Source organism: Bacillus mojavensis (genome assembly GCF_012648005.1).
Lineage (GTDB): Bacteria > Bacillota > Bacilli > Bacillales > Bacillaceae > Bacillus > Bacillus mojavensis.
In genome coordinates, this window is sequence record NZ_CP051464.1 from 2,456,838 (window position 1) to 2,482,951 (window position 26,114).

Annotated in this window: 27 protein-coding genes and 7 pseudogenes; 16 read left to right on the plus strand and 18 right to left on the minus strand. The window is 35.8% G+C overall.

What is annotated here, in order from left to right; translation table 11 throughout:
* Positions 1–42: 42 nt before the first annotated feature.
* The 3 genes from HC660_RS12885 to HC660_RS12895 all read right to left on the minus strand — a co-directional run bounded on the left by HC660_RS12885 (position 43) and on the right by HC660_RS12895 (position 1,363).
* Positions 43–411 (minus strand): rhodanese-like domain-containing protein, encoded by a 369-nt coding sequence (locus HC660_RS12885; protein WP_168748293.1) that lies wholly within the window; start codon positions 409–411, stop codon positions 43–45.
* 43 nt (positions 412–454) lie between these two features.
* Complete coding sequence (locus tag HC660_RS12890) at positions 455–937, minus strand: DsrE/DsrF/DrsH-like family protein (RefSeq protein WP_168748294.1); 483 nt, start codon at positions 935–937, stop codon at positions 455–457.
* Positions 938–1,102: 165 nt separating this feature from the next.
* Entirely contained in the window at positions 1,103–1,363 is a 261-nt protein-coding gene (locus HC660_RS12895) for a metal-sensitive transcriptional regulator (RefSeq protein ID WP_168748295.1), read from the minus strand.
* 352 nt (positions 1,364–1,715) lie between these two features.
* On the opposite strand from HC660_RS12895, the gene HC660_RS12900 reads away from it, so the two are divergent.
* On the plus strand, positions 1,716–2,129 hold the full coding sequence (locus HC660_RS12900; protein WP_168748296.1) for an Lrp/AsnC family transcriptional regulator: 414 nt from the start codon (positions 1,716–1,718) through the stop codon (positions 2,127–2,129).
* A 318-nt stretch (positions 2,130–2,447) separates the two neighbouring features.
* On the opposite strand, the gene HC660_RS21240 is transcribed toward HC660_RS12900, so the two are convergent.
* Positions 2,448–2,573, minus strand: a complete 126-nt coding sequence (locus HC660_RS21240; RefSeq protein ID WP_280525857.1) for a hypothetical protein — start codon at positions 2,571–2,573, stop codon at positions 2,448–2,450.
* Positions 2,563–3,191: pseudogene (locus HC660_RS12905) on the minus strand (aspartate phosphatase); the annotation flags it as partial. The gene HC660_RS21240 and the pseudogene HC660_RS12905, both read right to left, overlap by 11 nt.
* On the opposite strand from HC660_RS12905, the pseudogene HC660_RS12910 reads away from it, so the two are divergent.
* Positions 3,191–3,277: pseudogene (locus tag HC660_RS12910) on the plus strand (transcriptional regulator); the annotation flags it as partial. The pseudogenes HC660_RS12905 and HC660_RS12910 sit on opposite strands and share 1 nt — an antisense overlap.
* A 276-nt stretch (positions 3,278–3,553) precedes the next feature.
* Here HC660_RS12910 and HC660_RS12915 read toward each other — a convergent pair.
* The 3 genes and pseudogenes from HC660_RS12915 to HC660_RS12925 all read right to left on the minus strand — a co-directional run.
* Positions 3,554–3,917: pseudogene (locus tag HC660_RS12915) on the minus strand (transposase family protein); the annotation flags it as partial.
* Between the two features lie 43 nt (positions 3,918–3,960).
* Positions 3,961–4,410 carry an AraC family transcriptional regulator gene (locus HC660_RS12920; RefSeq protein WP_168748297.1) on the minus strand — a complete coding sequence of 150 codons (450 nt, stop codon included), beginning with the start codon at positions 4,408–4,410 and terminating at the stop codon, positions 3,961–3,963.
* 198 nt (positions 4,411–4,608) lie between these two features.
* Positions 4,609–5,175, minus strand: a complete 567-nt coding sequence (locus HC660_RS12925; RefSeq protein ID WP_127696728.1) for a cysteine dioxygenase family protein — start codon at positions 5,173–5,175, stop codon at positions 4,609–4,611.
* A 371-nt stretch (positions 5,176–5,546) separates the two neighbouring features.
* On the opposite strand from HC660_RS12925, the pseudogene HC660_RS12930 reads away from it, so the two are divergent.
* A pseudogene (locus HC660_RS12930) lies at positions 5,547–6,055 on the plus strand (ImmA/IrrE family metallo-endopeptidase).
* 24 nt (positions 6,056–6,079) lie between these two features.
* Here the strand turns inward: HC660_RS12930 and fumC are convergent.
* Positions 6,080–7,468, minus strand: a complete 1,389-nt coding sequence (fumC, locus tag HC660_RS12935) for a class II fumarate hydratase (RefSeq protein WP_168748298.1) — start codon at positions 7,466–7,468, stop codon at positions 6,080–6,082.
* 166 nt (positions 7,469–7,634) lie between these two features.
* Here fumC and HC660_RS12940 point away from each other — a divergent pair, with 166 nt between their 5' ends.
* Positions 7,635–8,525, plus strand: coding sequence for a LysR family transcriptional regulator (locus tag HC660_RS12940; protein WP_168748299.1), 891 nt, complete (start codon positions 7,635–7,637; stop codon positions 8,523–8,525).
* Positions 8,526–9,290: 765 nt separating this feature from the next.
* On the opposite strand, the gene HC660_RS12945 is transcribed toward HC660_RS12940, so the two are convergent.
* Entirely contained in the window at positions 9,291–10,250 is a 960-nt protein-coding gene (locus HC660_RS12945; protein ID WP_168748300.1) for an NAD(P)H-dependent flavin oxidoreductase, read from the minus strand.
* A gap of 171 nt (positions 10,251–10,421) precedes the next feature.
* The gene (locus HC660_RS12950) at positions 10,422–10,847 is read right to left on the minus strand and encodes a MarR family winged helix-turn-helix transcriptional regulator (RefSeq protein ID WP_010335038.1); all 426 of its coding nucleotides are present in this window, start codon (positions 10,845–10,847) and stop codon (positions 10,422–10,424) included.
* 439 nt (positions 10,848–11,286) lie between these two features.
* Between HC660_RS12950 and HC660_RS12955 the strand changes: the two genes are divergently transcribed.
* Positions 11,287–11,646, plus strand: a complete 360-nt coding sequence (locus tag HC660_RS12955) for a hypothetical protein (protein ID WP_168748301.1) — start codon at positions 11,287–11,289, stop codon at positions 11,644–11,646.
* 227 nt (positions 11,647–11,873) lie between these two features.
* Here the strand turns inward: HC660_RS12955 and HC660_RS21100 are convergent, their stop codons facing one another.
* Positions 11,874–12,107, minus strand: a complete 234-nt coding sequence (locus HC660_RS21100) for a hypothetical protein (RefSeq protein WP_244956461.1) — start codon at positions 12,105–12,107, stop codon at positions 11,874–11,876.
* 458 nt (positions 12,108–12,565) lie between these two features.
* Between HC660_RS21100 and HC660_RS12965 the strand changes: the two genes are divergently transcribed.
* Both HC660_RS12965 and HC660_RS12970 read left to right on the plus strand, forming a co-directional pair.
* Positions 12,566–13,408 carry a sialate O-acetylesterase gene (locus tag HC660_RS12965; protein ID WP_168749473.1) on the plus strand — a complete coding sequence of 281 codons (843 nt, stop codon included), beginning with the start codon at positions 12,566–12,568 and terminating at the stop codon, positions 13,406–13,408.
* The gene (locus tag HC660_RS12970; RefSeq protein ID WP_003237203.1) at positions 13,405–13,932 is read left to right on the plus strand and encodes a PadR family transcriptional regulator; all 528 of its coding nucleotides are present in this window, start codon (positions 13,405–13,407) and stop codon (positions 13,930–13,932) included. Before HC660_RS12965 ends, HC660_RS12970 begins: the two co-directional genes overlap by 4 nt.
* A gap of 377 nt (positions 13,933–14,309) precedes the next feature.
* Here the strand turns inward: HC660_RS12970 and HC660_RS21105 are convergent.
* Both HC660_RS21105 and HC660_RS12980 read right to left on the minus strand, forming a co-directional pair.
* Positions 14,310–14,402 (minus strand): annotated as a pseudogene (locus HC660_RS21105) (DUF6262 family protein); the annotation flags it as partial.
* Positions 14,403–14,498: 96 nt separating this feature from the next.
* Positions 14,499–15,734 (minus strand): cytochrome P450 family protein, encoded by a 1,236-nt coding sequence (locus HC660_RS12980; protein ID WP_168748302.1) that lies wholly within the window; start codon positions 15,732–15,734, stop codon positions 14,499–14,501.
* 620 nt (positions 15,735–16,354) lie between these two features.
* Here HC660_RS12980 and HC660_RS12985 point away from each other — a divergent pair.
* From HC660_RS12985 to HC660_RS12995, 3 genes are all read left to right on the plus strand, one after another.
* Positions 16,355–16,915, plus strand: coding sequence for a TetR/AcrR family transcriptional regulator (locus HC660_RS12985; RefSeq protein ID WP_095713391.1), 561 nt, complete (start codon positions 16,355–16,357; stop codon positions 16,913–16,915).
* 494 nt (positions 16,916–17,409) lie between these two features.
* Complete coding sequence (locus HC660_RS12990; protein ID WP_168748303.1) at positions 17,410–18,210, plus strand: Hook-associated protein 2; 801 nt, start codon at positions 17,410–17,412, stop codon at positions 18,208–18,210.
* A gap of 24 nt (positions 18,211–18,234) precedes the next feature.
* On the plus strand, positions 18,235–18,501 hold the full coding sequence (locus HC660_RS12995; RefSeq protein ID WP_168748304.1) for a hypothetical protein: 267 nt from the start codon (positions 18,235–18,237) through the stop codon (positions 18,499–18,501).
* Between the two features lie 11 nt (positions 18,502–18,512).
* Here the strand turns inward: HC660_RS12995 and HC660_RS13000 are convergent.
* Positions 18,513–18,650: pseudogene (locus tag HC660_RS13000) on the minus strand (XtrA/YqaO family protein); the annotation flags it as partial.
* Between HC660_RS13000 and HC660_RS21280 the strand changes: the two are divergent.
* Positions 18,640–18,732, plus strand: a pseudogene (locus HC660_RS21280) (ImmA/IrrE family metallo-endopeptidase); the annotation flags it as partial. The pseudogenes HC660_RS13000 and HC660_RS21280 overlap by 11 nt on opposite strands.
* Before the next feature lie 139 nt (positions 18,733–18,871).
* Here HC660_RS21280 and HC660_RS13005 read toward each other — a convergent pair.
* Genes HC660_RS13005 through HC660_RS13015 form a run of 3 tightly spaced genes read right to left on the minus strand, consistent with a single transcriptional unit; the run spans position 18,872 to position 20,719 of the window.
* Positions 18,872–19,480, minus strand: a complete 609-nt coding sequence (locus tag HC660_RS13005) for an ABC-2 transporter permease (protein WP_168748306.1) — start codon at positions 19,478–19,480, stop codon at positions 18,872–18,874.
* A gap of 1 nt (position 19,481) precedes the next feature.
* Positions 19,482–20,342, minus strand: a complete 861-nt coding sequence (locus HC660_RS13010) for an ABC transporter ATP-binding protein (protein WP_168748307.1) — start codon at positions 20,340–20,342, stop codon at positions 19,482–19,484.
* The gene (locus HC660_RS13015) at positions 20,342–20,719 is read right to left on the minus strand and encodes a GntR family transcriptional regulator (protein ID WP_168748308.1); all 378 of its coding nucleotides are present in this window, start codon (positions 20,717–20,719) and stop codon (positions 20,342–20,344) included. The genes HC660_RS13010 and HC660_RS13015 overlap by 1 nt, the downstream gene beginning before the upstream one ends.
* 849 nt (positions 20,720–21,568) lie before the next feature.
* Between HC660_RS13015 and HC660_RS13020 the strand changes: the two genes are divergently transcribed.
* The 5 genes from HC660_RS13020 (at position 21,569) to nikC (ending at position 26,110) form a co-directional block, all read left to right on the plus strand.
* On the plus strand, positions 21,569–21,685 hold the full coding sequence (locus tag HC660_RS13020) for a YjcZ family sporulation protein (RefSeq protein ID WP_010335054.1): 117 nt from the start codon (positions 21,569–21,571) through the stop codon (positions 21,683–21,685).
* A 146-nt stretch (positions 21,686–21,831) separates the two neighbouring features.
* Positions 21,832–21,945 (plus strand): YjcZ family sporulation protein, encoded by a 114-nt coding sequence (locus tag HC660_RS13025; RefSeq protein ID WP_411802355.1) that lies wholly within the window; start codon positions 21,832–21,834, stop codon positions 21,943–21,945.
* Between the two features lie 767 nt (positions 21,946–22,712).
* On the plus strand, positions 22,713–24,329 hold the full coding sequence (gene nikA / locus HC660_RS13030) for a nickel ABC transporter substrate-binding protein (protein ID WP_168748309.1): 1,617 nt from the start codon (positions 22,713–22,715) through the stop codon (positions 24,327–24,329).
* A 9-nt stretch (positions 24,330–24,338) separates the two neighbouring features.
* Positions 24,339–25,283, plus strand: a complete 945-nt coding sequence (gene nikB / locus HC660_RS13035) for a nickel ABC transporter permease subunit NikB (protein WP_010335056.1) — start codon at positions 24,339–24,341, stop codon at positions 25,281–25,283.
* A complete protein-coding gene (gene nikC / locus HC660_RS13040) occupies positions 25,280–26,110 on the plus strand; it encodes a nickel ABC transporter permease subunit NikC (protein WP_010335057.1) in 831 nt (276 codons plus the stop codon). The genes nikB and nikC overlap by 4 nt, the downstream gene beginning before the upstream one ends.
* The last annotated feature ends 4 nt before the right edge of the window (positions 26,111–26,114 follow it).

Consider the following 26,114-nt stretch of genomic DNA (forward strand, 5'->3'; position numbering starts at 1 on the left):
GGTGGGGGTATATAAATATACAAAAAAATACTATCTAAGGTTTTATGACCATGTATTCATACCACCTTTAATATTTGTGATGTTTTTAAATCCTTGTTTTTTCAATACCTTGCTAGCCTTTAGACTTCTCATTCCACTTTGACAAATAATAAAAACTTCTTTATCTTTCGAAAGTTGATTGGTTTGACGAGGCAGGTTTGACAAGGGAATGTTTTTAAACCCTTGAATATGTCTTGTACGAAATTCATGAGGTGTTCGTACATCGATAAACTGTTTGCCTTTATTTTTCAGCTCTGACTTTAAATCAGCAGTTGTTATTTGTTTAACACCTTGCACTGGGAAAAAACGTCGAAATACAATCCAAAGTAAAAATAAAATAAGTAAGGTATTGATGATTACGCCACTATCCATTGTGTTTCACCTCCTTTATTTATTTAATTTACAATGGGTAACATTAGATAAATAAGTTGACACTGCCTTCTTCAGCATCTGCCAAATAAGCTGCTACACCAGCATAATCGATATCATCTAATAGTTCTTTTTCCTGTAAACCAAGAAGATCCATTGTCATCGTACAAGCTACAAGCTTTACACCCTGTTCTTGAGCCATCTCAATCAACTGAGGCAACGTAAGTGCATTATGCTTTTTCATCACATTTTTAATCATTTTCGGGCCCATACCTGCAAAGTTCATTCTAGATAAACCCATCTTATCAGCACCACGAGGCATCATGTTTCCAAACATTTTTTCAAGAAATCCTTTTTTTACTGGAATCAGTTCTTCTTTACGTAAAGCGTTTAAACCCCAAAAAGTATGGAAGATCGTCACTTCATGATCGTAGGCAGCAGCACCATTTGCAATAATATAAGCTGCCATTGCTTTGTCATAATCTCCACTAAATAAAACAATTGTTGTGTGTTTTGTTTGTTTTGTCATGTTTCTCCTCCTAACTAATTACCCCCAGGGGTATCTGGAATCCTAAAAATTTTTGAATGAAAGATATAAAATTACGCAATCAGTTAAATCTATATACCCATGGGGGTATGTTATTACACAAATAAAAATTCGTCAACCTTAAAGGATTATAGGTTGATGAATTTTTTATCGACTCTTTACCAATAAGTCGACTGCTTCTTTTACTAAATTTTGTGTATCTTCACCCTTTTTTAAATTTTCACGGACACAATGTTCAAGATTTGTGCTCACAATTAAACCCAATGCTCGGTCGATAGCATTACGTGAAGCTGCTAATTGGGTCACAACCTCTCTACAATCTTTTCCTTGCTCCATCATAGTCAATACACCTTTAATTTGTCCTTCTATCCGGCGTAAGCGATTTTTAATCTTTCGATCATACTCCATTTGGATGAAATCCTTTCTTTAATTTATTTGTACAACATGTTACCTACTCAAAACATTCAACATGAATACCTTTAAGCTTTAGGAAATGAATTAATTCAGTTCTACCCTATCATGAGCTATTATGTGTATTTTATCACGTTGTATCTTTGAATAAAAACATTTAGATACGCATATGGAAGAAATCAAGTCTTGTTGCAGTTTGACTTGATTTTTGAAAGTGTGTATCTTATATGTTTAACAGGTGTATGATATCCATTTGAATGGGAATATTATGTAATTTGAAAATACCTAGTGAATTCTTACCGCATTTAAAAGTGATTGGTATAGTATACCTAGGAAAGGATTTGATTTTATGTTGGATCACACTGATATAAAAATATTAGAAGAATTGTCCAAAAATAGTCGCATAACAATGAAAGAATTAGGAGAGAAAATTCATTTAACAGGACAAGCAGCTGCGTCGAGAGTTGCTAAATTAGAAGATACCGGGGTAATTGAAGGTTATACGATAAAAGTGAATCAAGCTAATTTAGGGTGTTCTATTCACGCCTTAATTAACATCTACACAAAAAGTACTTATCATCAGCCTTATCTTTCATTTATAAAAGAACAAGAGAAATTTGTTATCAATAACTATAAAATAAGTGGAGATGGCTGTTATCTTCTTGAATGTAGATTTCCATCTAATGAATTGTTAGATCAATTTCTGATGAGCTTAGACAACCATGTAAATTATAAATTGTCCATTGTTATTAACAAGTTGTAGCAAGTACCGTTAGCCAGTAATGCTGCCTCTAGTCTGCATTTTGTTCACTCAGGGCACAATTTCAGCAATCTTAAATGAAGAGGAATGGATTATTTCCCTTCCTCTTTATGCACCAACTCGATCTGCGGCAATTTTGAAACCACCATATGATGCCCTGTCTTCATCTACGATAATGAGCTAATCCCCAAAACCACTTAATTCTCCATCGAGAGATTTTCCATGAGAAACAAAAAGTTATTGCGGTCTCACCGGAAATTTATATTGTGGTGCCCTACTACCTTAATAAAAAACCCTCAATTAAGAGGGTTTAATCAGTTTTCATGTTTGATTTCGGTCAGAAAGTTGATGATATGCAATACCTTGCTCAACAGTAAAAGTAGTAACGAGACCTAAACTTAAAGTTACTGCAGTAAGAATAATGATTACGCCCTTTTTAAAATTCATACAGGCATTCTCCCCTCTGAATTTGTTTTTGCGTTTCAAGCATTTTTTGATGATAAACATATGATGTTTCAAATTCCTTTGATTTTGCAAAAACTTCAGCCGTATCAATTGCGATATCTTCCACATACGCCATAATTCTTATTTCTTTCTAAGTAATCAATCGTTTTTTTGATTCCCACTTGATCTACTGCATTAATATAAAGTGCTTCCAAATACTTTTGCAGGGACACAAAAAGTTTATCACCTTGGGATATCGCAGCGGATAAACCCTTTTTACTCATTTTTATTGCTTCACTTGTTTTCCCTTGCTTAAAAAGAAATTTAGCGTATGTAAACAGTGAATGTGGTAAATTGCTCAACTTAGCACTTTCTGATACCTTGGCAGCCTCATTTAAGAAATGATCTGCTTTATCATTTATTCCTAAATCTGCGTAATTCTTTCCGAGATTGTAGTAAGCCGAGCTAAGTAGCCTTTCATTGTGCTAATTGTTTGGACAACTCTAAGGCTTTTTCAAGGTGCGGCAAGCTTTTCTCGAAATGTTTAAAATCAACGTAATTTCCAGATATCACGAAATGACATTGTATTTTTTGCACTTTATAAAGTTCATATTGATTATAATGGAGAAATAACTGATGAAATATTACAGGCTGCTTTGGAGATTATAACGAAGCAATTAAAAGAAAGACGGAAATCAGATAAATAAACGCAGTTTGTTTATTATTATTTATTTCTGTTTATTATGTTTAATTCTGTTTACTAATAAGATTTAGATCCTCATTTATAAAGTGATTTTTGAATCCCTTACAAACCCTTACGTGGCAAGGGTTTTTGTTGTTTTTCTCATTTATATTTTCATTTATGTTTCTTTTACATTTTCATATATAAAAAAGAGCGTTTGTTGTGAAAAAAACTGCTAAGTATCGAATTGGAAAAAGAGGGCTTCTTGTTAAAAAACTTGCAAGGTTGTAAATGAAAAAAATACGGTTTTCTCGTCAACGCCAACGCTTTCTGCGACCTCTACAAAAGTCTTAGACATGGATTGCTCTTGGATGGATTTTAAAAGCCTTTTGGTCATCTACGTTTTTCATCAATGGATATTAAGCGTTCCCAGATTCACGACACTTGTATCGTCTGCGGTTCAATTGTAAGCCCACTCGCTTTAAACGAACGGGCAAATCAATAATTGGTTTCTTTCTTGAACTGTGTTTGTACAACTTGTCAAAACCACATTCAGGACAACGTTCAGGTGGATCGACTGCTTCAACTTTAAACATCATATCTGTGTTATTTTCTTGTGGTGATTCAATTGGTATTAGATCTGAAATACATAGTAGGCCTCTCATGTTTTTATCCTTTAAACAGAGGGTAGGAAATATCCCTGCTTCGTTACTGTATAGGAACTAATATTTCACACAAATGATTATCAATCATTTGTGAAGTATATCTTTCTATAATTGGTTGTTCTCTTATTGATAGATTATTTCTTTCTATCTCAGTAAAAATACTGCCCCAAAATTCACTGACTGCCTCTTTTATATGGTCAAGCAAGAAAACAGCGTATTTCCCACCAGAAAATTCACCAACATGAGCTGGTTTTTCCACATTAAAATCTTTATTTATAACAACGCAAACATCATAACGACATTCCTCTTTAGGAGTAATCTCTGGGTTATCTTGTGGTATGCCTAAAATTGTAGAATTATCAAATACACCATTCGATTTTGCCCACTTTTTAAAATTCTCCATTAATTCTTTGTTTTGCTTTTCACCATACTCCCCAACATTTCGGAAGTAAGCAATCCTTGATTCAGGTAATTCTTCAATAGTTACTTTCATATTTTAATCCTCCTTTCTTAGATAAGGTAATTCGATTTAAATTGTTTTTCAAGTTATTTTAAAAATATTCTGATTATTACGCAGTTTAATTAATCCATTATTCCACTTTACTATATTTTAAGCACATCTGTTAAATAAAAGTAAGCTACATAAACTTAACTCAATGATTTATACAGTCATTAGGCGTAAAAATGCGACTTACTGTCGGGAAGCTGGTACAGGAACCCAGTGACTAACCGCTACCCGTTTTTTCCCCGTATGTGTATCATAGATATGACGCTCTATTTTTCCAATATTGCCGCCGTACACATGAATTCCTACACACGGATCATTGGAGGCACACTCCACTTTGTGAAGGTCTTGGTCAGTGGAGCAACAGACGACAACCTCCCCTTGCAGAATATAACGGTCATTACATGCTATCAGTTCCTCATGCTTATTAGAAGGCGATGCATACTGTATTTCGTGTTCCGTTCCTTGAACTACTCCAATTACGCCCCACGTTCCATGATCATGGACAGGAGTGGATTGCCCAACATCCCAAACCGCAACCGCGATAGAAAAACTCTCATCGTCAGCAATATACAACGGATACAGAGCGTATTTTGGGTTCGGTTGCCGATACTGTGAAGGGAGAATATTATCGGCCTGTAACAGATGTCTCATCCTCTCCGCAATCTTGCCAGTCAAAACCTCTTCAGTCCCGCCGTCATGAACAATTCGATCCACATCCTTAATAAAAGACTCAATTTCAGGATTTTTCATTAACAAACACCACCTAAACTAAATTTTATATACCCTACCCCTGTATTGTATATGAATTTCATGCTGAGTTTCAAGGATAAATTCCCTTCCTTATCCAATTCAAGGTAATAGATATTATTCGAAAAAGTACTTTTGTTAAATGCGTATATAAGGATGTGCTTCTGGTCTTCAACAATTAAGATAGGAGATTGATTATTAAGATTCTGTTTAAACACTTTTCATTATCAATTATTGTCATTAATTACTTAGCAGCTCTTCAATAAACACCACACTTATCTTAGATGCATTTTCCTATGAAAAAAGTCTTAGTTTCCCCTATAATATTTAATAAATCCAATTTTTCGATTGTCGTCTTTAAGGAGGTTTTCATCTTGAGGTATACAAACAGTCATTTAGAGGATGGATTGAAAACTTATACAGGAAGATTGATATTACAGAGCCTGAACAAATTAATTTTGAACGGATTGCCGAGGCTTTAGATATCAGGCTTTAAACCTGTTACAAGCTTCGCGCTTAAACACAGTGGAATTTATAATACATGCTTGGACAGCCGAAAAAGCCGAGTTGAACAATGGTATGATTTCGCTCATGAATTTTGCCATATATATAGACATGAAGGCGATAAAAAAACAATGCCTGCAACTTGGACTGATTATTTAGAGTGGCAGTCCAATTATTTTACATATCACTTTTGCATTCCAACTTTCATGTTGCGTAATATTAATCTTTCGTACATACAATCACATGCAATTGAAAATGGGCTTGGCTTTTTAGTTTGAACATATATTACAGGAAGCTGACCCAACATTTATTTAATCAATCAGTGACGAAAAATCTGTGCACCCCCCTTTTGAATAAGGAAAAACTAGTTACTGATTAGCAACTAGTTTTTATCTTAAAAGATTTAAATGTTTGGTTTCACCATATCTTCTGGCTTAACCATTTCATCAAATTGTTCTTCCGTTAATAGTTCGAGTTGGACAGCAGCCTCTTTTAACGTTAAGCCTTCTTTATGAGCAAACTTAGCAATTTTTGCAGCTTTTTCATATCCGATATAAGGATTCAATGCTGTGACAAGCATCAAAGATCCGGAAAGATTTTCTTTAATGGTTTTCGTATTAGGTTCAATACCAACCGCACAATGATCATGAAAGGATTTTATTCCATCACCCAGTAACTGCACGGATTGAAGGAAGTTATAGATAATAACTGGCTTAAATACATTTAGTTCAAAGTTGCCCTGACTTGAAGCAAAACCAATAGTTGCGTCATTCCCCATAATTTGAGCCGCAATCATGGTAAGGGCTTCACATTGAGTAGGGTTAACTTTGCCGGGCATAATGGAGCTGCCAGGCTCATTTTCCGGGATTGAAATTTCCCCGATACCACAGCGAGGACCGCTTGCAAGCCATCTAACATCGTTCGCAATTTTCATTAAGTCAGCAGCTAATGCCTTCATAGCACCATGTACATACGTTATTTCATCATGACTGGTTAAGGCATGAAACTTATTCGGTGAACTTTTAAACTGTTGGCCTGTAAACTTCGAGATTTCCTCTGAGACAACTTCTCCAAACTGTGGATGTGCATTAATGCCTGTCCCTACTGCCGTACCCCCGATAGCAAGTTCACGCATTTTTTCAGTTGCTTCCAATATCATTTCTTTCGAACGATCAATCATATACACCCAACCGCTAATTTCTTGTCCAAGGGTTAAAGGTGTAGCATCTTGAAGATGTGTACGACCTATTTTTACAATGTCATTGAATTTTTTTGTTTTTTCATCTAATGTGTTCCGAAGTTGATCAAGTGCAGGAACTAATTGTTCATAGATGGCTAATACACCTGCAACATGCATCGCTGTTGGGAAAGTGTCATTCGAACTTTGACTGCGGTTGACATCATCATTTGGATGTATGGTTTGTATAGAGCCTTTTTCTTTTAATAAAGCTGTTGCAAGGTTTGCTATCACTTCGTTAACATTCATATTGCTTTGTGTACCGCTTCCCGTCTGCCAAACAACGAGTGGAAAATTGTCATCATATTTGCCTTCAAGAATCTCATCACAAACTGCTGTAATAACCTTTGTTTTTTCACTATCCAAATTACCTAGACGATTATTAGCAATAGCTGTACTGCGCTTCAATATAGCAAAAGCTTTAACAATACGGATAGGCATTTTTTCAGAACCTATCTTGAAGTTCTCTTTACTACGTTGTGTTTGCGCTCCCCAAAACTTATCAGCAGGCACCTTTATTTCTCCAAAAGTATCTTTTTCAATTCGATAGTTCATTAAAATAATCCTCCTTCTGATTACACAATTAGTTTATAATTCATATAAAAATTCATATATTTTTTCGATAAATTGATCATAACACTAATAAATTATGATGTATAATGCATAATAAATATGATTTTAATTCTTTTATGTAATGATTTATAAAAAGGTGGATGTTTTAATGGAATGGGAACAATTAGAGTACTTTCAAACTCTTGCTCGTATACAGCATGTAACTAAAGCTGCTGAAACGTTATCAATAACACAGCCAGCACTTTCTCGGTCTATTGTTAGATTAGAAAATTACTTAGGGGTTCCGCTTTTTGATAGACAAGGCCGGTCCATTACATTAAATAAATATGGGGGAAGATTCCTCAAGAGGGTCGATTCCATCATGAAAGAATTTACTGAAGGAAGGGAAGAAATTCAATCCCTTTTACAACCAGATCAAGGTGAAGTGTCTTTAGGCTTTTTACACACACTGGGTACAACCATCGTTCCAAATTTAATTGGAGCATTTAAAGATCAATACCCAAATGTTCATTTCCAACTAAACCAGTCTCACTCTAATCAGCTTTTAGATAAACTAAAATCAGGTGAACTAGATCTCTGCCTACTTGCTTCTTTTCCAGTCGAATCAAATATAATGTGGAAACCCTTATGGAAGGAGGAGCTCTTTTTATTCTTGCCCAAACATCATGTGTTAGCTACTCGTCAGGAGATTACCTTAAACGACATTGCTCATGAGCCTTTTGTTTTAATGAAAGAAGGTTTTGCTCTTCGAGTAACCATAGATCATATATTTGAACAGGTTAATATTACCCCAAACATTGTATTTGAAGGCGAAGAAGCTGCTACAATCGCAGGTTTTGTTGCAGCAGGTCTGGGCGTTTCAATTCTTCCTGATTTTAAAGGCTTAGACCAAACAAATATCGCAAAGGTTCGCATTAGTTGGCCAAGGTTCGAGCGCACAGTTGGTATTTCCTGGATTGAAGGGAAGTATCTATCACCTGTCGCTGAAAACTTCAAGCAATATATCATCAATCAGTTTCCTCAAATAGATTCGATATAGTATTAAGTTACTGTTGTTGAGGCCAAGTCATGGTGCTCCTAGATGGATTTAATAGCTCTAAAAAAAACACAAAGAAGATACCAAAATGGCTTTTTGGTATCTCTTTATTAGTTCGTTGCCCTCAATAAAGTGGAAGTATATTGTCAGTTACAGAAGCTTTCAAGCATCTGAAGTTATCCAATACATACTCATTGCATCATTTTATATCTATTTTGGGCACAAAATGGGCACGATTTTTTCCTTCCTTTAGTCCCTAACTTGATCTCCAACTATTATGAAACCAACATTTGAAGCTCTGTCTGTATCTACAAAGTGAGTAAATATTTAAGATGCTATTTAATCCATACTGCCAATGAAAAGTTCAGTCATTGCAAGTTATTTACTTATTTGTTTTCACCCACCATTAAGATTTAGCCAGACGTTCAAGCAGCATCATCCCTAGTTAATGCTATGTAATAACTGATTATCCTAATGAGGAGATTTTCCGGGAGTATGAAAAAACCGATAGTTTAAAAACCATGAATTTTATATAACCAGTAGGCCCTCAACATAGTAAATCCATATCATTAGTTATGAAAGCTTGTTTTCATTACACTCTTTATACTCATTTGCCATTAATTCTATACGTTTATATCAATTATGGTTAAAAAATGGTGAGCAAAAAACACCCTCTAGTGTTTGAACTCGCCAAATAGTCCGAGTTATAAGTAAATGTTTCAACTATTGAAAAGTGAATTCCACTAAATATTCCGAAGACCCTAATATTTAATTAAAGTCTTGCATTAACGTATCAACCACTTCTTTTACAGTTCTGATTTCTTTAATTGGCGTAATTCCAGTACCTATAGAAATATAGCCATCGTCTGTATTGCCTTCTAGCATGCCGATACGCATTCCAATTGATCCACGCATCATTTTTGCTATTTCTTCACGACTAACACCTTGTTTATCCATTTCTACTAGTTTATTCGCAAATTTAGTAGGTAAAGAACGATAGTATGCTGGTAAAGTACGGAACATTAGTAAATCTTCTGCTGTAGCATCTACAATCATTTGTTTCACGTTTTCTGCTGCTGGATTTTCTTTTGTTGGAATAAAGACACTACCAGCAAACACACCTTCAGCGCCTAAAGCAAATGCAGCACGCACTCCTCTAACATCTCCAATACCACCAGCTGCCATTACAGGGGTATTTATAGCATCTACAATCATTGGAACAATCGAAAATGTTCCAATAACTCGTTCAGGAACCGTACCACCTTCATCAAATCCAGTCGCTACATAAACATCTATTCCAAATTCTTCTGCAGCTTTTGCATTTTCAATAGTAGGAGTAAGTGGTCTATAAACAATTTTAATATCGTTTTCTTTTAATGGTTTAAAGATTCTTTCATCCAGTATATCGTTCACAAGAACCACAGGAACTTTCTCGTCAATAATCGTTTCTAAAATTGGCCATGTGTAAGCTAAATCACGATTTACGATTACAGGTACTCCAAATGGCTTATTCGTTAATGATTTTGTTTTTTGTATTTCAGTTCTCATTCTTTCCGCACTTATTTCGGGTGAACGAGTTATCTCAATCTGACCGGCATTTGGACCTAGAAATCCTAATCCACCAGCATTGCTTACCGCCGCAACAAATTCGGCATTAGTAACCCAAGACATCGGGCCCTGTATAATCGGCTTTTCTATATTTAATATTTTGCATATTCTATTATTCATTATTGAATCCTCCTGCTCAGATTATTTTCAACCTTCAGTTGGTTTAAAGAAATATTTAGTTTGCTAAATAATTTCAGTTTGGCTTACTTATTAGTACAATATTTTGGGTAGAGTATCTTCCAGGTTACTGAATATTTGTTTAGGGTGCTAAATATATATTTGAGAGAAAACTTAGGATAAGTTTTTCTCCATACGCTTTATTAAATCCCTTAATATTAAGCGTTCTTCGGCTGAAATTGACTGTAGTAATTTTTCTTGATGTTCATTCCATTTCATTCTAACAGGTTCTTCTAAATCTTTGCCTTTGTCCGTTAGATAAATTCGCATAACCCTTGCATCTTCTTTATCACGTTTACGGTATATGAAACCATTCTGCTCTAGCGATTTAACCATATTTGTTACTGTAGGCGGTTCGCATTTTAAATGTTCACATAGCTGCATTTGTGTTATTCCATCACCCAACCACAAACGCGAGAGTAAATTATCTTGGCCGACATAAAGATTGAGTTCTCTAAGGCTTTCACTATAATTCCGACGCATTTGGGAAGAAACTTTATCCAAGGACATACGAATATCACAGTCCACACTAACCTTCAAAGATGAACCTCCTCTGCCGAAAAATATTTAGCGGGCTAAATATATCATGGTTGTGTTTTAGTTGTCAACGTTTCTACATTGATTGCTCTTCATCAGCTAACCTGCTCCGTTTGTGACATAAGAACGGTATATCTTTCTTTTAGAATTAAAACAATGCGATTGTTGAACAAAAAATATAAGGAGTGAAACATATTATTCATGTATAACATGTTTCACTCCTTATTTTATATGACTTTTTACAATTTAGGTCTTGATAAACAAAGAAACGAATAATGATAAGGCAAAAATTAAAAGATTTCAATATGGTTTTGTACCTTCATTAGTACAATTGATAATGTTAAAGACCGGTTAGTTGATAAGATCATTTCTATTGTTACCAATTCAATTCACCTCAATTAAAGAGCTAAGAAAGTAAATACTTACATTAGGAGCGTTTATTGTGAAGAGAACCATTGAGTTTTTTTTAAGTTTGACAGGGAGCCTATTGGGTGTTGTAGCATCCATCCTAGCTTTAGGTATCGCTTACCTTGATTTATTTTTTCATTTGATCAGATACTTTGAAATGACAAGCGACCTCCTTGTAGGGGCATGGGGATCTTTGATCTTTTCATGCGTTGGGTTTACCGCTTCAATTGTTGTCTTATTCAAACCAAGGTTGAGCAGTGTTTTACTTTTTATCTCAGGGATTGGAGGACTTATCTGTATTGATTGGTTCTACTTAATACCAGCAGTACTTATGATCATTTCTGGAATCATGGTATTTGTAAGGAAAGAAAAAACCGCTCCTAAGTCAGTTTAAATCTGAACACAAAAGAACCGCGACTGGCGGTTCTTTTAATTCCTATTTTAAATAAACTGCTTCATTATTATTGGACAATACCAAAATCAAAATCAATATCTTTCTTGTCTAAATCCCCCTTAAAATTTTTATCATAGATCATGGTTAAATGTACACTTTTATCTATCCACCAAGTTCCATCATCAGTATTCGTATCCCAAGTAACGTCTATATCTCTGTCAAAATTCTCAAAAAACACCAAATCCCCAACAGCTACTGTTTTTCCGTTGATCTTCTATTAGAACAACTTTCTTGTCAAATATACCTGTCCCGTGCTTTACGATTGTTACACTATAAGGCTTATTAGGACATTGCTCTTCAAGTATAACTTCAGGATTTAAAAATAAAACATAACAAATGAATAGAATTGGTACAATCATTAACCTTTTTAAAAATTTTTTATTGATATTTAACCCCTTCAACATAGCCCTCCCTTTTTAACAATCCATTTCATTTGAGATATATCCCCATCATTGAACGTATTTCTATGAAAAATGATTTTGAACCTCATAGAAACCCTTACATGACAGGGTTTTTGTTGTTTTTTCATTGTTTATCAAGACCTAAATCAAAAAAAGCCATAAAAAATAAGGAGTAATACATATTATACATGACTAATATGTATCACTCCTTTAGTTCTTGTTCAATAATCGTGCCCGATTGTGGAAGAACGTTATTGAACTAAAGCCCCCGATAGTTGGATGAGAAAAAGCAAAAGAACTTGCTATTTCTCAAATACATCCACCAAATTTTCAATGTTAGTTTGTTTTTCATACATACTCATAATAAAAGTAAAACCTTATTAAAACTTTACAAGACAAACTGAATCGACTATAGTCTAATTAGACTAAAATATTGATGTAAAGAAGTGAAAAATGAGATGATAAAGTCTTTTTTAATGTTGGGGCAGTCGAATATGGCGGGCCGTGGATTTTTGAATGAAGTAGACCCTATCTATAATGAAAAAATAAAAGTGCTGCGCAATGGACAGTGGCAGATGATGACTGAGCCGATTAATTACGACCGTCCGGTTTCCGGCGTTGGCCTGGCGGCATCTTTTGCAGATGCATGGTCGAAAGCTCATCCCGATGAAGAAATTGGCTTGATCCCTTGTGCGGAAGGTGGCAGTTCATTGAATGACTGGCATCCGGAAGGCGTCCTTTTTCAGCATGCTTTGTCCGAAGCCCGCTTCGCCCTCCGGTCCAGTCAAATTTGTGGAATCCTTTGGCACCAAGGTGAGAGTGACAGTTATCGTTCGCTACATGAAACGTATTACGAGAAATTAACTCTTATCATCGAGACGCTAAGAAACGAGTTGAAACTTGATGAGGTACCGTTGATTATTGGAGGGCTTGGTGACTTTCTTGGGAAGACCGGTTTTGGGCAGCACGCGACTGAGTTTCGACAGGTTAATGAACAATCGCTGCGTTTTGCTAATGAAAAAAAGAATTGTTATTTTGTTACTGCAGCGGGTTTGACTGCGAATCCTGATGGCATTCATTTAGACGCAGCTTCACAACGCAAATTCGGTTACCGCTATTTCGAGGCTTTTTCGAAAAAGTACCATATCCTGAAACCCCTTTCGGGAGAGGAGCAATCACTGAAAGTGAATGGTGACTATTCTAAAACAGAACAGATTTACCTTCATAGTATGGATTTGGCTTCGGGTAAAATCACGTACGCGGAATTTGAGGCGCGGATGGCGGAGGTGATGAAACCATAATTCCCTTACTTATCCTTGGCTTGCTTATCCAAAATCCCGGAGCACACGGCTATGAACTTCTGGCCTTAATGGAAAAACGTCATTACAAATACATTGTTAACTTCACGAAAGGTTCATTTTATTACAATCTGCAGCAGCTTGAAGAAAAGTGTTTTATTGAACAGATTCAGCAGAAACCCTCAACCAGCGGGCGTGAAATCCGTAACTTTAAAGTCACAGAATCAGGAAGGGCAGAATTCGAGAAATTAATGATCAAATACGGCACCAAATCGGAATATGTGAACCTGCAATTTTATGGGGCGTTACTCTTTGCCGATGAATTCGACAAAAATAAATTACTGGATCTGATCCAATCACAAATCGACCAGACTAAAACTCGAATCGAGCTCCTTGATGAATACCTGTCCATCACTCAAGAAATTCCCGGCACAATCAATTACTTTCGCCGTATGAACGAAAATTCCCGTTCACATCACTTGGTTAATTTAGAGTGGTTCGAAAAATTGAAAGCAGAAATAGAGTGAACGATTGCATCATAATAAATGCATTGTTAAATATATAAGAATATTAGTTACCTAAATATAAAACCTGTGTCGTAGATACCTAGTAACATCATTGATACAGGTTTTATACTCCTTCTTCAATTAAGCCAGCTAATAGAGTTGTCAACACTTGCCCCCCAACAAGAGCAAATGAATCTGCTGCGTGTTCTTCTTTTTCAATCCTTCGTATTACTAACCACGATTTACACCTTTTTAGTATTCAAGTAAGTCAACTGATTTTTCTCCTTCTTCCGCTAAACTGCTGCTTTAGTCGAATAAGAAAAAGTGATCTCCCTTAAGGAAGAATCACTTCCTCTAATTGAACAAGCAGTGAAGGTGAACATCGTTCTCGACATAAACTAAAATGTTTTATATACCTCTGCGTAAGCAACTTTCAATTGATCCCTAAGTTGCTTGTTATTATCTTCTAATTTCTTAATCTTACGTTTCAGTGGTCCATCATCAGTATTTGTATCCCAACCAAGTAACATCTATATCTCTGTCCACAAAAATGAGAAATGCCTGAAAATTACATATCGTCCAAAAAATTAAAAACTGAGCGGCAGTTCTTCAAGTGCTCTCATCAGAAAATTCCCTTTCCATTTAATTTGTTTCTTTTCGCCTTTTATCTGTATATTTGGACAGCGGCGTAATAAAGTGGAAATAGCAATCTTTGATTCTAAGCGGGCAAGCTGTGCACCAAGACAAAAGTGGCTGCCATGGCCAAAAGCAATATGGCGGTTGTTCTTTCTTTCTATATCAAATATGTCGGCATTTGGAAATATCTTTTCATCACGGTTTGCTGATGCTAAGGAAATGATGATCACATCTTTCCGTTTAATCTCCTGCCCATGCAGTTTAAACGGTTCAGCTGTCCAGCGAATAGTCGTTAACTCAACAGGGCTGTGGAACCGCAATGCTTCTTCTATCGCTGAATTCATCAAGTCCCGCTGCTGCCGAAGCTTTTCTAGTTGATCAACGTGACACATCAGAGCATATGTCATATTGGTGATTAAGTTTACGGTTGTTTCATGACCTGCAACGATAAGCAGCATAATCATCGAGTACAGTTCTTCTGTACTTAATTGTGTGCCTTCACTTTCCACTTGAATTAAGGCACTGATTAAATCTCCTGCCGGTTCGTTCCTTTTTTTACGAACTAAATATTCCAGATATTCAACAAATTCCCCTACCCTTTGGTCATTCTCCTGAAGTTTTTTAGGGGCATCTGAAAAATCAATAATTGCTTGCGACCAAACTCTGAATTTTTGACGATCTTCTAGGGGAATGCCCAACATTTCACTTATCACGATAATCGGCAAAGGAAACGCATAATCATCTACTAGATTTATGAATTTGTTGGGCTGTACTTTATCTAATAAAGAGTCTGCTATATGTTGGATTTTGTCTTCCAACTGCAAAATCATCCGATGAGTAAATGCCTTCTGAACAAGAGTTCGCAAGCGATTGTGATCGGGGGGATCTGAATTAAGCATATGCTTTGTTAAAGGTTCTTCATTCTTCAATAGAACAGGACGTGTTTCTTCTTTTGCAGTAATTACATTCTCATAGTTTTTCTTTAATTTTTCATTCTTTAATAAATGCACTGCATCATCATATCTTGTTAGGAGCCAGCCATCCCCCAGAGTTCCTAAAGCTAATGGGTAGAGAGGGTGTGATTCTCGCAATTCTTTGTAAATATCATACGCTTCATCTTTAAATGTCCTGGAAGACAATTGACTTTCCGTCAAAATAGTTACATTCTTTTTATGTTTTGAAGACATTCATTCAACCTCCATCTTCATTAAAGGTTATGATATCTCTAAATATAAAATCAGTACGATTTGTAAAGCTTTCTATTGATCTGAATGCCTTCATTTCATGAAGGCTTCGATCAATCAATCTCATCCATAATTAAAAAAATAGAAATACTTAAAACATTATCTACCACAAAAAAGATTCCTAATTATATGTTTTAAAAAGGTTTTCTTTTAAATCCCCAATTACAAATTTCATAATCAAATCGCCTGATACGGGATTCACTAAATTCTTCAAAGCCGTTCTCTTTGTAAAATGATCTGTTTAGATCAGTATTGGTGAATTCTGTTTGCTAAAAAACAGAAATGCTTATTAAAATATGCTTTTGTTAGTACTTTATGCATTTCAAAAATAAATGACGACCTTTTTTCTCCGCGTTTTATAGCTTTGCCACTTTGCTTCATTCATCAGCTCTTGCTTGCCGATAAAGAAACATTGATACACCTCCTTTCCCAATAAACATGTTTTGACTCATGAACACATGTTCATTATAATGGGAAGAAAATTTGAGTATCAATCTGCAATTTAGCTGTATATGTTCATTAATGAACACTACATGATGAATTGTATATTAACGGAGGACGCTATGGGGGACAGACGATCAATCAAGACAAAAAGTGCTATAAAACATGCCTTTTTAAAGTTGCTTCAGGAAAAAGAAATCAACAAAATAACTGTTTCCGATTTATCTAAAAAAGCCGATATAGGCCGAGGCACCTTTTATCTTCACTACAAAGATGTGTTTGACTTGTATGAGCAGATCGAAGACGAGATATTTGAACAGCTAGGAAGCTTTTATGATTCATCATTTCCAAGTGAGGATCCACTAAGCATGCTGACCTTTATAGAAAAAACTACAGAATACATATATCAAAACGTCGAAATTTTCACATTGTTAACAAAACCAAAAATGAATGTCCTTTCAACCAACAAACTGAAAGAGTTTTTTAAAAGGAAAGTAATTGAGGAATTGAGCATGATACGACAATCAGCAAATTCAATTACGGAAACTGAGAAATTCGAAACAACATTTATCGTTTCAGGTGTAGTAGGAATTATAGAGGAATGGATTAACAATGGGATGATAAAAACACCTACTTGTATCTCTAATATCATTCATCAATTGTTATTAAAATTTGAAGATTAATATGAAAAGAAGGAGACTTCTTGTAAATCCAATAGATTTTTCACGGAGAAGCCTGTTTTATTCCACATGCATATAACCTTATGAATTTGGTCTCCTGGGGGAAGAAGAATTGTTTGCTGAAATGCTCGAGTACCTGCGGATATGCTGGTGTACCGAATGTGCATGACCTGTTTCTTTCAACTGCTGTATAACATAAAACGTCCTCCTTTTTAAACACATAAAAAACGGACACCAAACAACGTATTCTGTAAGTTAAGTATCCGCAGGCTTTCCGTCTTTGACTCTGATTAGATAGAAAATAACCTCAATGTAATATGGTTCGCAAAACTATGAATATTATACAATTCAATTAATCACTTTTTATAAAAAAGCATATCTCTCCCAAATTCCTTTATCATTTTTTTCAATCAATTGAAAATTTATGATAAAAATACTTTTTTTTCTTGTCGGTTACGTTATAATACTTGAGTAACAGATAAAAGGGAGGAAAAAACATGAAGAAAGTTTTATTGACAATACTTACTTTCAGTCTACTTATTTCTATATTTGCTATTGATGGGGGTAATGAAGTCAAAGCAAAAGGAGTAGAAAGTGCGCATCTCCAAAAATCATCAATTAACGGCTTAAATAAAATTGTTGATAAAAATGGCAAAAAGCTTATAACTGAGGAAGAGTTATTAGAATTATTCAATTCAAGCGATTTTAATCCAAATTCCACGAACCAAGTAAGTTATTTCTATACTAATATTGATAACAAAACCACTATTCTAAAGTTAAATTTAGTTGTACATAACAACAAATTAACCTCAGTTTCTTTAACAGATACAGAAGAAAAATCATCATCAATTACAACAGCAGTAACCAATCAAGAAAAGGCCTCACCTCAGTTTCAAATCCTTAAAAAGCTGCCAAAACCTAAACCGAAGCCTAAACCGAAAAAACCTAAAATCACTAAAGATGTTCCTTATAAAAAGAATGGTGGCACGATTAAAAAAGATTTTATAAATGAACATGCGTATAAAAGACACAAGTATGACGCAAGTCGAAAATCTACAAGTAATAGAACTCAATATGGAAAAGATGTAGATGTTGCTGAACTGAGAAGATTAACAATGACACAGCCTGATCAAGCTTGGTCATCTCGTGATAAAGGCGGTCCATGGCGGACTTTCTATAGAAAGCAATTTAATAAAAATATCAGCACAAAAGATACCTCTACGACTCATCATCGTGTCATTATCAATACAGCTGACAGTAGTAAAAATACACAATTTCCGTTATCCTTTAAGAACTAATACATTTTTTGCAGGGAGCTAGCCATGATTGAAAAATACACAACTGAAGTTTCTTTAGACTTTTTTAATGGTGATGAAACAGATTTAAAGGATACAATTGAGGAGATTAGACTTTTTGCAAAGACATATGAGAACGATAAAGTAACCGTGCTAAGTGTTACTGAAAACGAATCTTCAAAGGGAAAAAACTATAAAGTTCTTTTACAGCACGAAAGAGATACAGATAATCCAGGACGTAAATATGAATATGATGAAGAAAAACTATTCGGTTTTTTTGAAGATGAAGAATAGTTATTCCCCCGTTAGCGCATACAAAGAACCCACATTTTAGTGGGTTTTTTCAAATCTATCTGATGATTAATCCGCGCAAAGCTGCCCTTTACAGTTTGGTTCACTGTTCTGCCATGCTCAGGAGCTTCTAAGACATGCGCAGTACCCCGTTTGAACATATATTACAGGAAGCTGACCCAGCATTTATTTAATCAATCAGTGAGAGAAAATCTATGCTCCCCCCTTTTGTAATTAATAATGAAATCCTCATCATGCATTTACGCGAAATGAAAAAATGATTTAAGATACCGTTCCTTTTGCAACATATGAGAATAGGGATGATTAAACCAATCAGTAAAAATCTCTTTCTGTAGAATTCTACACCCTTCCTTTAAAATACTTTATTTTTATAAATACGTATCGATAGAAGCCAAGAACAAACATATAAAATCATAACCGAAAACAGAATTAAGAAATAAACATTAAGATTTTGTAATGATAATAATATTCGAACACATTCTCTGATTATATCATTCAAATTTCGGAACAAAGTATTAACTAATACCATATAAATACCAAGTAAGATAAGTGAGCCTTTGAACAAATATTGGCTGTTAAACTGATAACTAAATGGAAAGATAAATGAAGCAGATACCATCACAAGGCATACGATAAACATTAGATCTATCCATGTTGTTAGTTCTCTATGAATGATCAAGTTTCCTATGAAAATTGTAAAAACTACAATCAAAGTAAAAATAAGTACCCCAATGTACTTTGAACTAACAATTTCCCTTCGTGTATAAGGCAATGAATTCAGCAGAGTATTTATTCGGGCTTTTTCATCCATTGAAAAAGCGTTCATTATTATGACAATACTAAATAAAAAACCTGACCAGATATATGATATATTTAACGTTAAATAAACAAATAAAGCAGGCAGTAATATCATAAGAGATTTCTTTTGTAAAATGATATCTTTTCTTATTAAGTGAAACACCTTACTTAGCCCCTTTCTTTGTATAGAACATCAGCTCTTCAATCGTTGGTTTTTCGATCAATACTAAATCACCAAACACATCTTCTACCCGTGCTTTATTGGCTGTTAATGCCTCAAAACCAGCATTAGATTTCCGAATGGAGATGAACTCCTGTTCTGTATCTCGATCTAATAGCTCCATGCCTCCTTTTACAATGGCGTACTCTTCTTGAATTTGATACGATTTCTTTGTGAAAATATGCTCGCCATTATGAATAAAAGTAATATAATCTGCAATACGGTCTAAATCTGTTGTTATATGAGTAGAAAAGAAGATCGTTTTCTTTCCATCTTGCATTATATTATGTAGTATATCTAGAAACTCCCTGCGAAATATTGGGTCTAACCCCGATGTAGGTTCATCCATAATAATTAACTCTGCATGATGTGATAAGGCTATTGATAAAGAAGCTTTCATCATCATTCCTTTAGAAAATGATTTAATCTTTTTATTTAACGGCAGTTCAAATTTTTCAACATAGTAATTAAATAGGCTATCATCCCAATTCATATAGCAGGGCCTTATCATCTTCTTCATTTCTGCAAATGTTAAGTGTGAGTAGAACATATTTTCATCAAAGACAAAGCCAATCCGTCGCTTAATCTCTTTTTCATGTTTTTTATGATCTAGCCCAAATATTGATATTGACCCGCTATCTGGTTGCAATAAGTTCATCATAAGTTTAATCGTTGTAGATTTTCCAACACCATTACCACCAATAAACCCAGTTATAAATCCTTTTTTAACTGTCATTGAAATATCTTTTAGTTGAAAATCACCAAATGATTTATACACATGTTTTAATTCAATAACATTTTCCACTATTCTTCCCCCCTATATAACAGTGTAAGTATGTCCTTTAATTCTGTAAGTGAGATGCCAATTTCTTTACTGTTTTGAATTGCCGTCAACAATTGCTCTTCAATTACCTTCATTTTTCTCTCTTTCATCATCTCACTATCCTGCTCCGATACAAAAGAACCTTTCCCAACAACCGAATATATGAATCCGTTCTTCTCCAGTTCCTCATAGGCACGTTTTGTTGTAATAACACTTATATCCAAATCCTTCGCTAACTGTCGCATTGAAGGTAAGGATTGCCCTGCATGTAATTCATTGGTCAAAATATGTTTTTTAATTTGAGTATAAATTTGCTCATAAATAGGTTCTTTTGAATGATTGGAAATGATAATTTGCATATAAAACCCCGCTGTCATATTGTATATATACTTTATATACAATATACCCAAATTAATATCTGAATACAACTCTTTTTTAATCCAATCCTTCGAGTTTATCGTTTGGTTAAGTGTAGAGCTGTAATGCTTCATCAGTTGAGAAGGTTTATTTCTTCACAATTTATAATTAAATTGCTAATTATGTATACACTCCAAATCAGAAAGAAACACATATTACATAAGAATTAGGATAAAATTTTTAATAATGTACAACATTAATGTAGTTCCCATGAGCAAAAGTTTTCTTTAAGGAGTGTAACAGCCTGAGATACAAACAAAAATAAGCCCCCTACCTAGAACATAATATCCAAGTAGAGGTGCATATAAAAATGAGCAGGTATATAATTGTGTGCCGACGTATTATCTCCAGGTTATTTCAAGAGAGACTCAAATCCCGATTTCGTTTTCGTTCCATAAATGCCGTCTATATCGGTATTGTTCGCTCCTTTATCTTGGTTGCCGCCAGTACTTTTTGAATTTGTGTTACCTTCCCCTCTCTCGTTGGGCCCTTCACTTTGAAAATGCCAGACGGCAGCGTATAAGACGTTTTTTTGCTGCTTGGGCTTAATGGTCTTTTTTCTTGGCCGCACTTGTTTGGCTTGAGCCTGATTTCCCGTCCGACGCCTTCCATTCTGCTTCTATAGCAGCCTTAACTCTGGCAAGATCCGATGTGGACAATACTTGCCTAACAATGATCTCTATTTCAATTTAGACTAAAGTATCATTTTAAATTTCATTTCAACTAGCATCCCTTTCAAAGGAACTCGACCCGCATATCATGTACTATCCTTTTTTACTGGAGGTGGACATATGGGATACTCAAATGGTTGTGGTAGCTCCTTCGCATTAATCGTGGTGCTATTCATCTTACTAATCATTGTTGGAGCAGCTTTCTTCGGAGGCTATCCAGAAGGGGTTCCTATTTAACCGATATGCAGGAGTACCACCCTGTTCTGTTTGACGCCATAAGAAACTTTTATGGCGTTTAAATTTGTTTTTTAGACAAAAAATTCATTTTTTCTTATTTAGACGTAAATCTATGTCGAAAACTATCGTTTGGCATATCTTATACTATCCTCACTAAAGGAGGTGGCAATATGTCTAATGGTTACGGTAGTTCCTTCGCGTTAATCGTGGTGTTATTCATCTTGTTAATCATTGTCGGAGCAGCTTTCTTTAGATATTAAGTTAAATCTAGACTAACTCCTCCGTAGCAGCACCTCCCTGTTCGGCTAAGCGCCATAAGAAATCTTTATGGCGTTTTGTAATGTGATTAACTCCTTATCCTGATGTTTCTGTACCAGGGAAATATAAATTACAAATCTGCATCTTTCTGAAACTCTATGAGCTTTTTTAAAACGTCCACAGTTTTACCTTACATCATTCATATTGATCCAGAGCCATTTTATACGCTCAGCTGAAGTTATATAGTGTAGCAATATAAAACAAAAAAAGTTACAAAGATCAATAATTCAATAAATAATCTTGTTTACGGCTATTACAGTTTGACCGCTTCGACTAGGATCATTGCCTGCAAATATGGCCCAGATAATAAATCACTACAATTGGTAAAGCTAAAGTTAAAGCATATTCTAAGCACACACCCCCTATGAACATGACTGCAGCACTTCAAGTGAAAATCTTAGCAGTAGATTAATTTGACTCAGTTTTTCCAACTCCTCAGTTTTCGGAGAGATCTTCTCCACTATCAAAAGATAGTAATATATGACAACTTTTCCCGTTCTGGTTATGTTAAGTCGGTTGCATCTTAATTATTCGAAGGATTACTTGTTACCCTTTTCGAAATCAATTACTTGTTTTTGTTGCGATTACTGCCCACTGCCGTTGGCAGAACATCAGGTTCCAAAACAATACCTATATTCTTACATTGACAAGGGTATGCTGCCTCCTTAAAATGAAAATGATTATCAACATCAATTAGGGGGAAATACAGATGCTTAGCGGGAAGATTCGTTTGAAAATTAAATTTACTTTCGTATCGATACTCATTTTTTCTATTTTATTAGCAGGATGTACAAATGCAGGACAAACAGAGAAGAAAGCTCCTCACAATATGGTCACAATTGCTTGGCCTAGAGATATAGGAGAAATAAACCCACATGTCTATAATCCTTCCCAATTGTTTACGCAGTCAATGGTGTACGAGCCTTTGGTCTCTTATGAAGCGGGAGGAAAGCTTAAACCGCATTTGGCTGAGTCTTGGGATATATCTCATGACGGCAAAGTGTATACGTTTCATTTGCGTAAGAATGTAACATTTTCTGATGGGACAACATTTAATGCAAAAATCGTGAAAAAGAATTTTGACTCCATTTTAAAACATCCTGAGTTACATAGCTGGTTAGGATTTATTACAAAAATAGCTCAAACAAAAGTGATCGATAATCATACATTTCAATTGACCCTGAATGAATCATATTATCCAACCATTCAGGAGCTTGCAGTTGTACGGCCTGTTCGGTTTTTAGGAGAGGCTGGGTTCCCTAAGGATGGCGATACATCAAAAGGTGTAGCAAAACCGGTCGGGACGGGCCCATGGGTATTGGAAGAGCATAAAACCGATGAATATGCGATTTTTAAACGCAATGAAAATTATTGGGGTGAAAAGCCTAAAGTCGAGAAAATCAAGGTGAAAGTCATCCCAGATGCAGAAACAAGAGTACTTGCATTTGAAAAAGGTGAACTGGACTTAATTTACGGTGAAGGCGTCATCAGTTTGGATGCATATAAGCAGCTGCAATCGACAGGTCAATATGAAACAAGCCTTTCCGAACCGGTGGCGACGAGACAGCTTGTCATGAATACAAAAAAAGAACAGCTTTCTGATGAACGTGTTCGCCAAGCCTTGCACTATGGTTTTAATAAAGACGCCATGGTGGAAGGCATTACCTCCGGATTAGAAGAAAAAGCAGATTATATTTTGCCGACAACCTTACCATACACGTCTGATATTGATGTAAAGCCAGTGAAATATGATGCGGAAAAAGCGGGAGCGTTATTAGATGCAGCAGGTTGGAAGCTTCCGAATGGCAAGACGGTGCGAGAGAAAGACGGAAAGCCTCTTGAATTTAGTTTAATGTATGATTCAGCGGAATCCATTCAAAAAGCAATGGCAGAAACGCTGCAAGCAGAGTGGGCAGCGATCGGGGTGAAGTTGAATCTTGAAGGAGTAGAATTGGCGACTCAGGTTAAACGGTTCAAAGCGAATGAATTTGATATGAACTTCTTTAGCAACTATGGCGCACCTTATGACCCGCATACATTTGTAAACATTGTCGCGTCAAAAGGATTTGGATTTAATGAAGCGATTTCGGCATATCCAAACAAGGATGAGCTATTGAAGCAGATGGAAAAAGTTCCTGAAACAACTGATAAAAAAGAGCGTCAACATCTTTACTCATCTATTTTAACATCCCTTCAAGATCAGGGAGCCATCGTTCCTATCTCTTATATAAAAAAGACAGCGATCTACCAAAAGAATATTACAGACTTTACTTTCCCTGCCAACCGTGATGAACATCCATTTACAGGTATTCGCATTAAGCAGTAGGAGGCTTTTATGGGCATCTATATATTGAAACGAATCATGTCCATCATACCAGTGTTTCTTTTAGCTACACTTTTGACAACTGGAATGATTCAACTCTCACCGGTTGACCCGGCTGAAGCGTATGTAGCCGCAGCGCATATCCAGCCAACCGATGACATCCTAGAGCAAAAAAGACATGAGTTTGGCTTAGATCAACCATTCTTTATTCAATATGTAAACTCTATTTTGAAGAAATGCCAATTCGATTTCGGCATTTCTTATGTTTCGAATAAGCCGGTTTGGGACGAGGTTACACTCCGAATGCCAGCAACGATCGAACTTGCGCTTGGTAGTTTATTGATCGCGGTGGTTGTCAGTGTTCCACTCGGCTTCCTTGCGGGAATGAAAAGAAATCGCGCAATTGATCATATCAGTCGCTTCATTTCCTTTTTCGGGGCATCCATTCCGACTTTTTGGTTAGGATATATGTTGGTTTTTTTCTTTTCAGTTCAATTAGATCTTTTTCCAGTAGAAGGAATTGGGACATGGCAGCACCTCGTACTGCCGTCATTGACGCTGGCGCTTCCTTTAATTGCAATGTATACAAGACTTTTGCGCGCCAGTGTTATAGAAAACCTGCAAGAACCATATGTACAATACGCAAAAATCAGAGGCTTGAAGAATAAAAGCATTATGGCTAAGCATGTATTGAAAATGGCCATTTCTCCGATGATTACAGGCCTAGGAATGAATCTTGGCAAACTTCTCACCGGAACCATTATTGTTGAAGTGGTTTTTTCTTGGCCTGGCTTTGGCCGTTATTTTATTGAGGCCATTTTCAATCGTGACATCCCTGTCATTCAATGCTATGTGTTCATAGCCGCCACATTTTTTATATTGAGTAGCTTAATCGTTGATCTCATTCAAATGTTTATTGATCCGCGCATTTCCAGGAAAGAAGGGCAGTATCGATGATCACAAGCATACGCATGATATGTAAAAGTCAAAAAGTGATAACAGCATGTATCATCATATTATCAATTCTATTTCTCATCGCTGTATTTGCCCCTTGGATTGCGCCGAATAACCCTGTTTCTGTTCATTTGGCATATAAGCTGCACCCTCCATCCTTGGAGTTCCCTTTAGGAACTGATCATTTAGGAAGATGCAACTTATCTCGCCTTTTGTACGGAACACGAATTTCTTTGGGATTTGCAGTGCTCATATTTATTTCCTCACTTGTGATCGGTCTCATCGTCGGTACGATTTCAGGATATAAAGGCGGATGGATTGATCATCTGTTAATGAGATGTTGTGATGGTGTGATGGCCTTTCCAAACTTAATTTTAGTTCTTGGTCTAGTGGGCATATTCGGACCTGGACTTCCTCAAGTCATTCTTGCCCTCATGCTTGTGCAATGGGTCTATTATGCGAGAATCTTTAGAGGAATGGTGCTTAGTCTGAAAGAGGAGAACTTTATAAAAGCCGCACAAATCAATGGGTCATCACAATGGAAGATTCTGAAAAAACATATCATACCTAATGTGCTCCCTCCCCTCGTTGTCATGGGTACATTGGAAATGGGCTGGGCCATTATGGACATATCCGCTATGTCGTTTCTTGGATTAGGCGTCCAGCCACCGGCTGCGGAATGGGGAGCGATGATTCATGAAGGTAAATCGTATATCCGAACGAACCCTGAGTTGATGATTTATCCAGGGATGATGATCATGATTGTGGTTGTAACGTTCAATTTATTGGGCGAGAGCTTATCAGAAAGATACGGAGTCAAACGTCGATGATAAA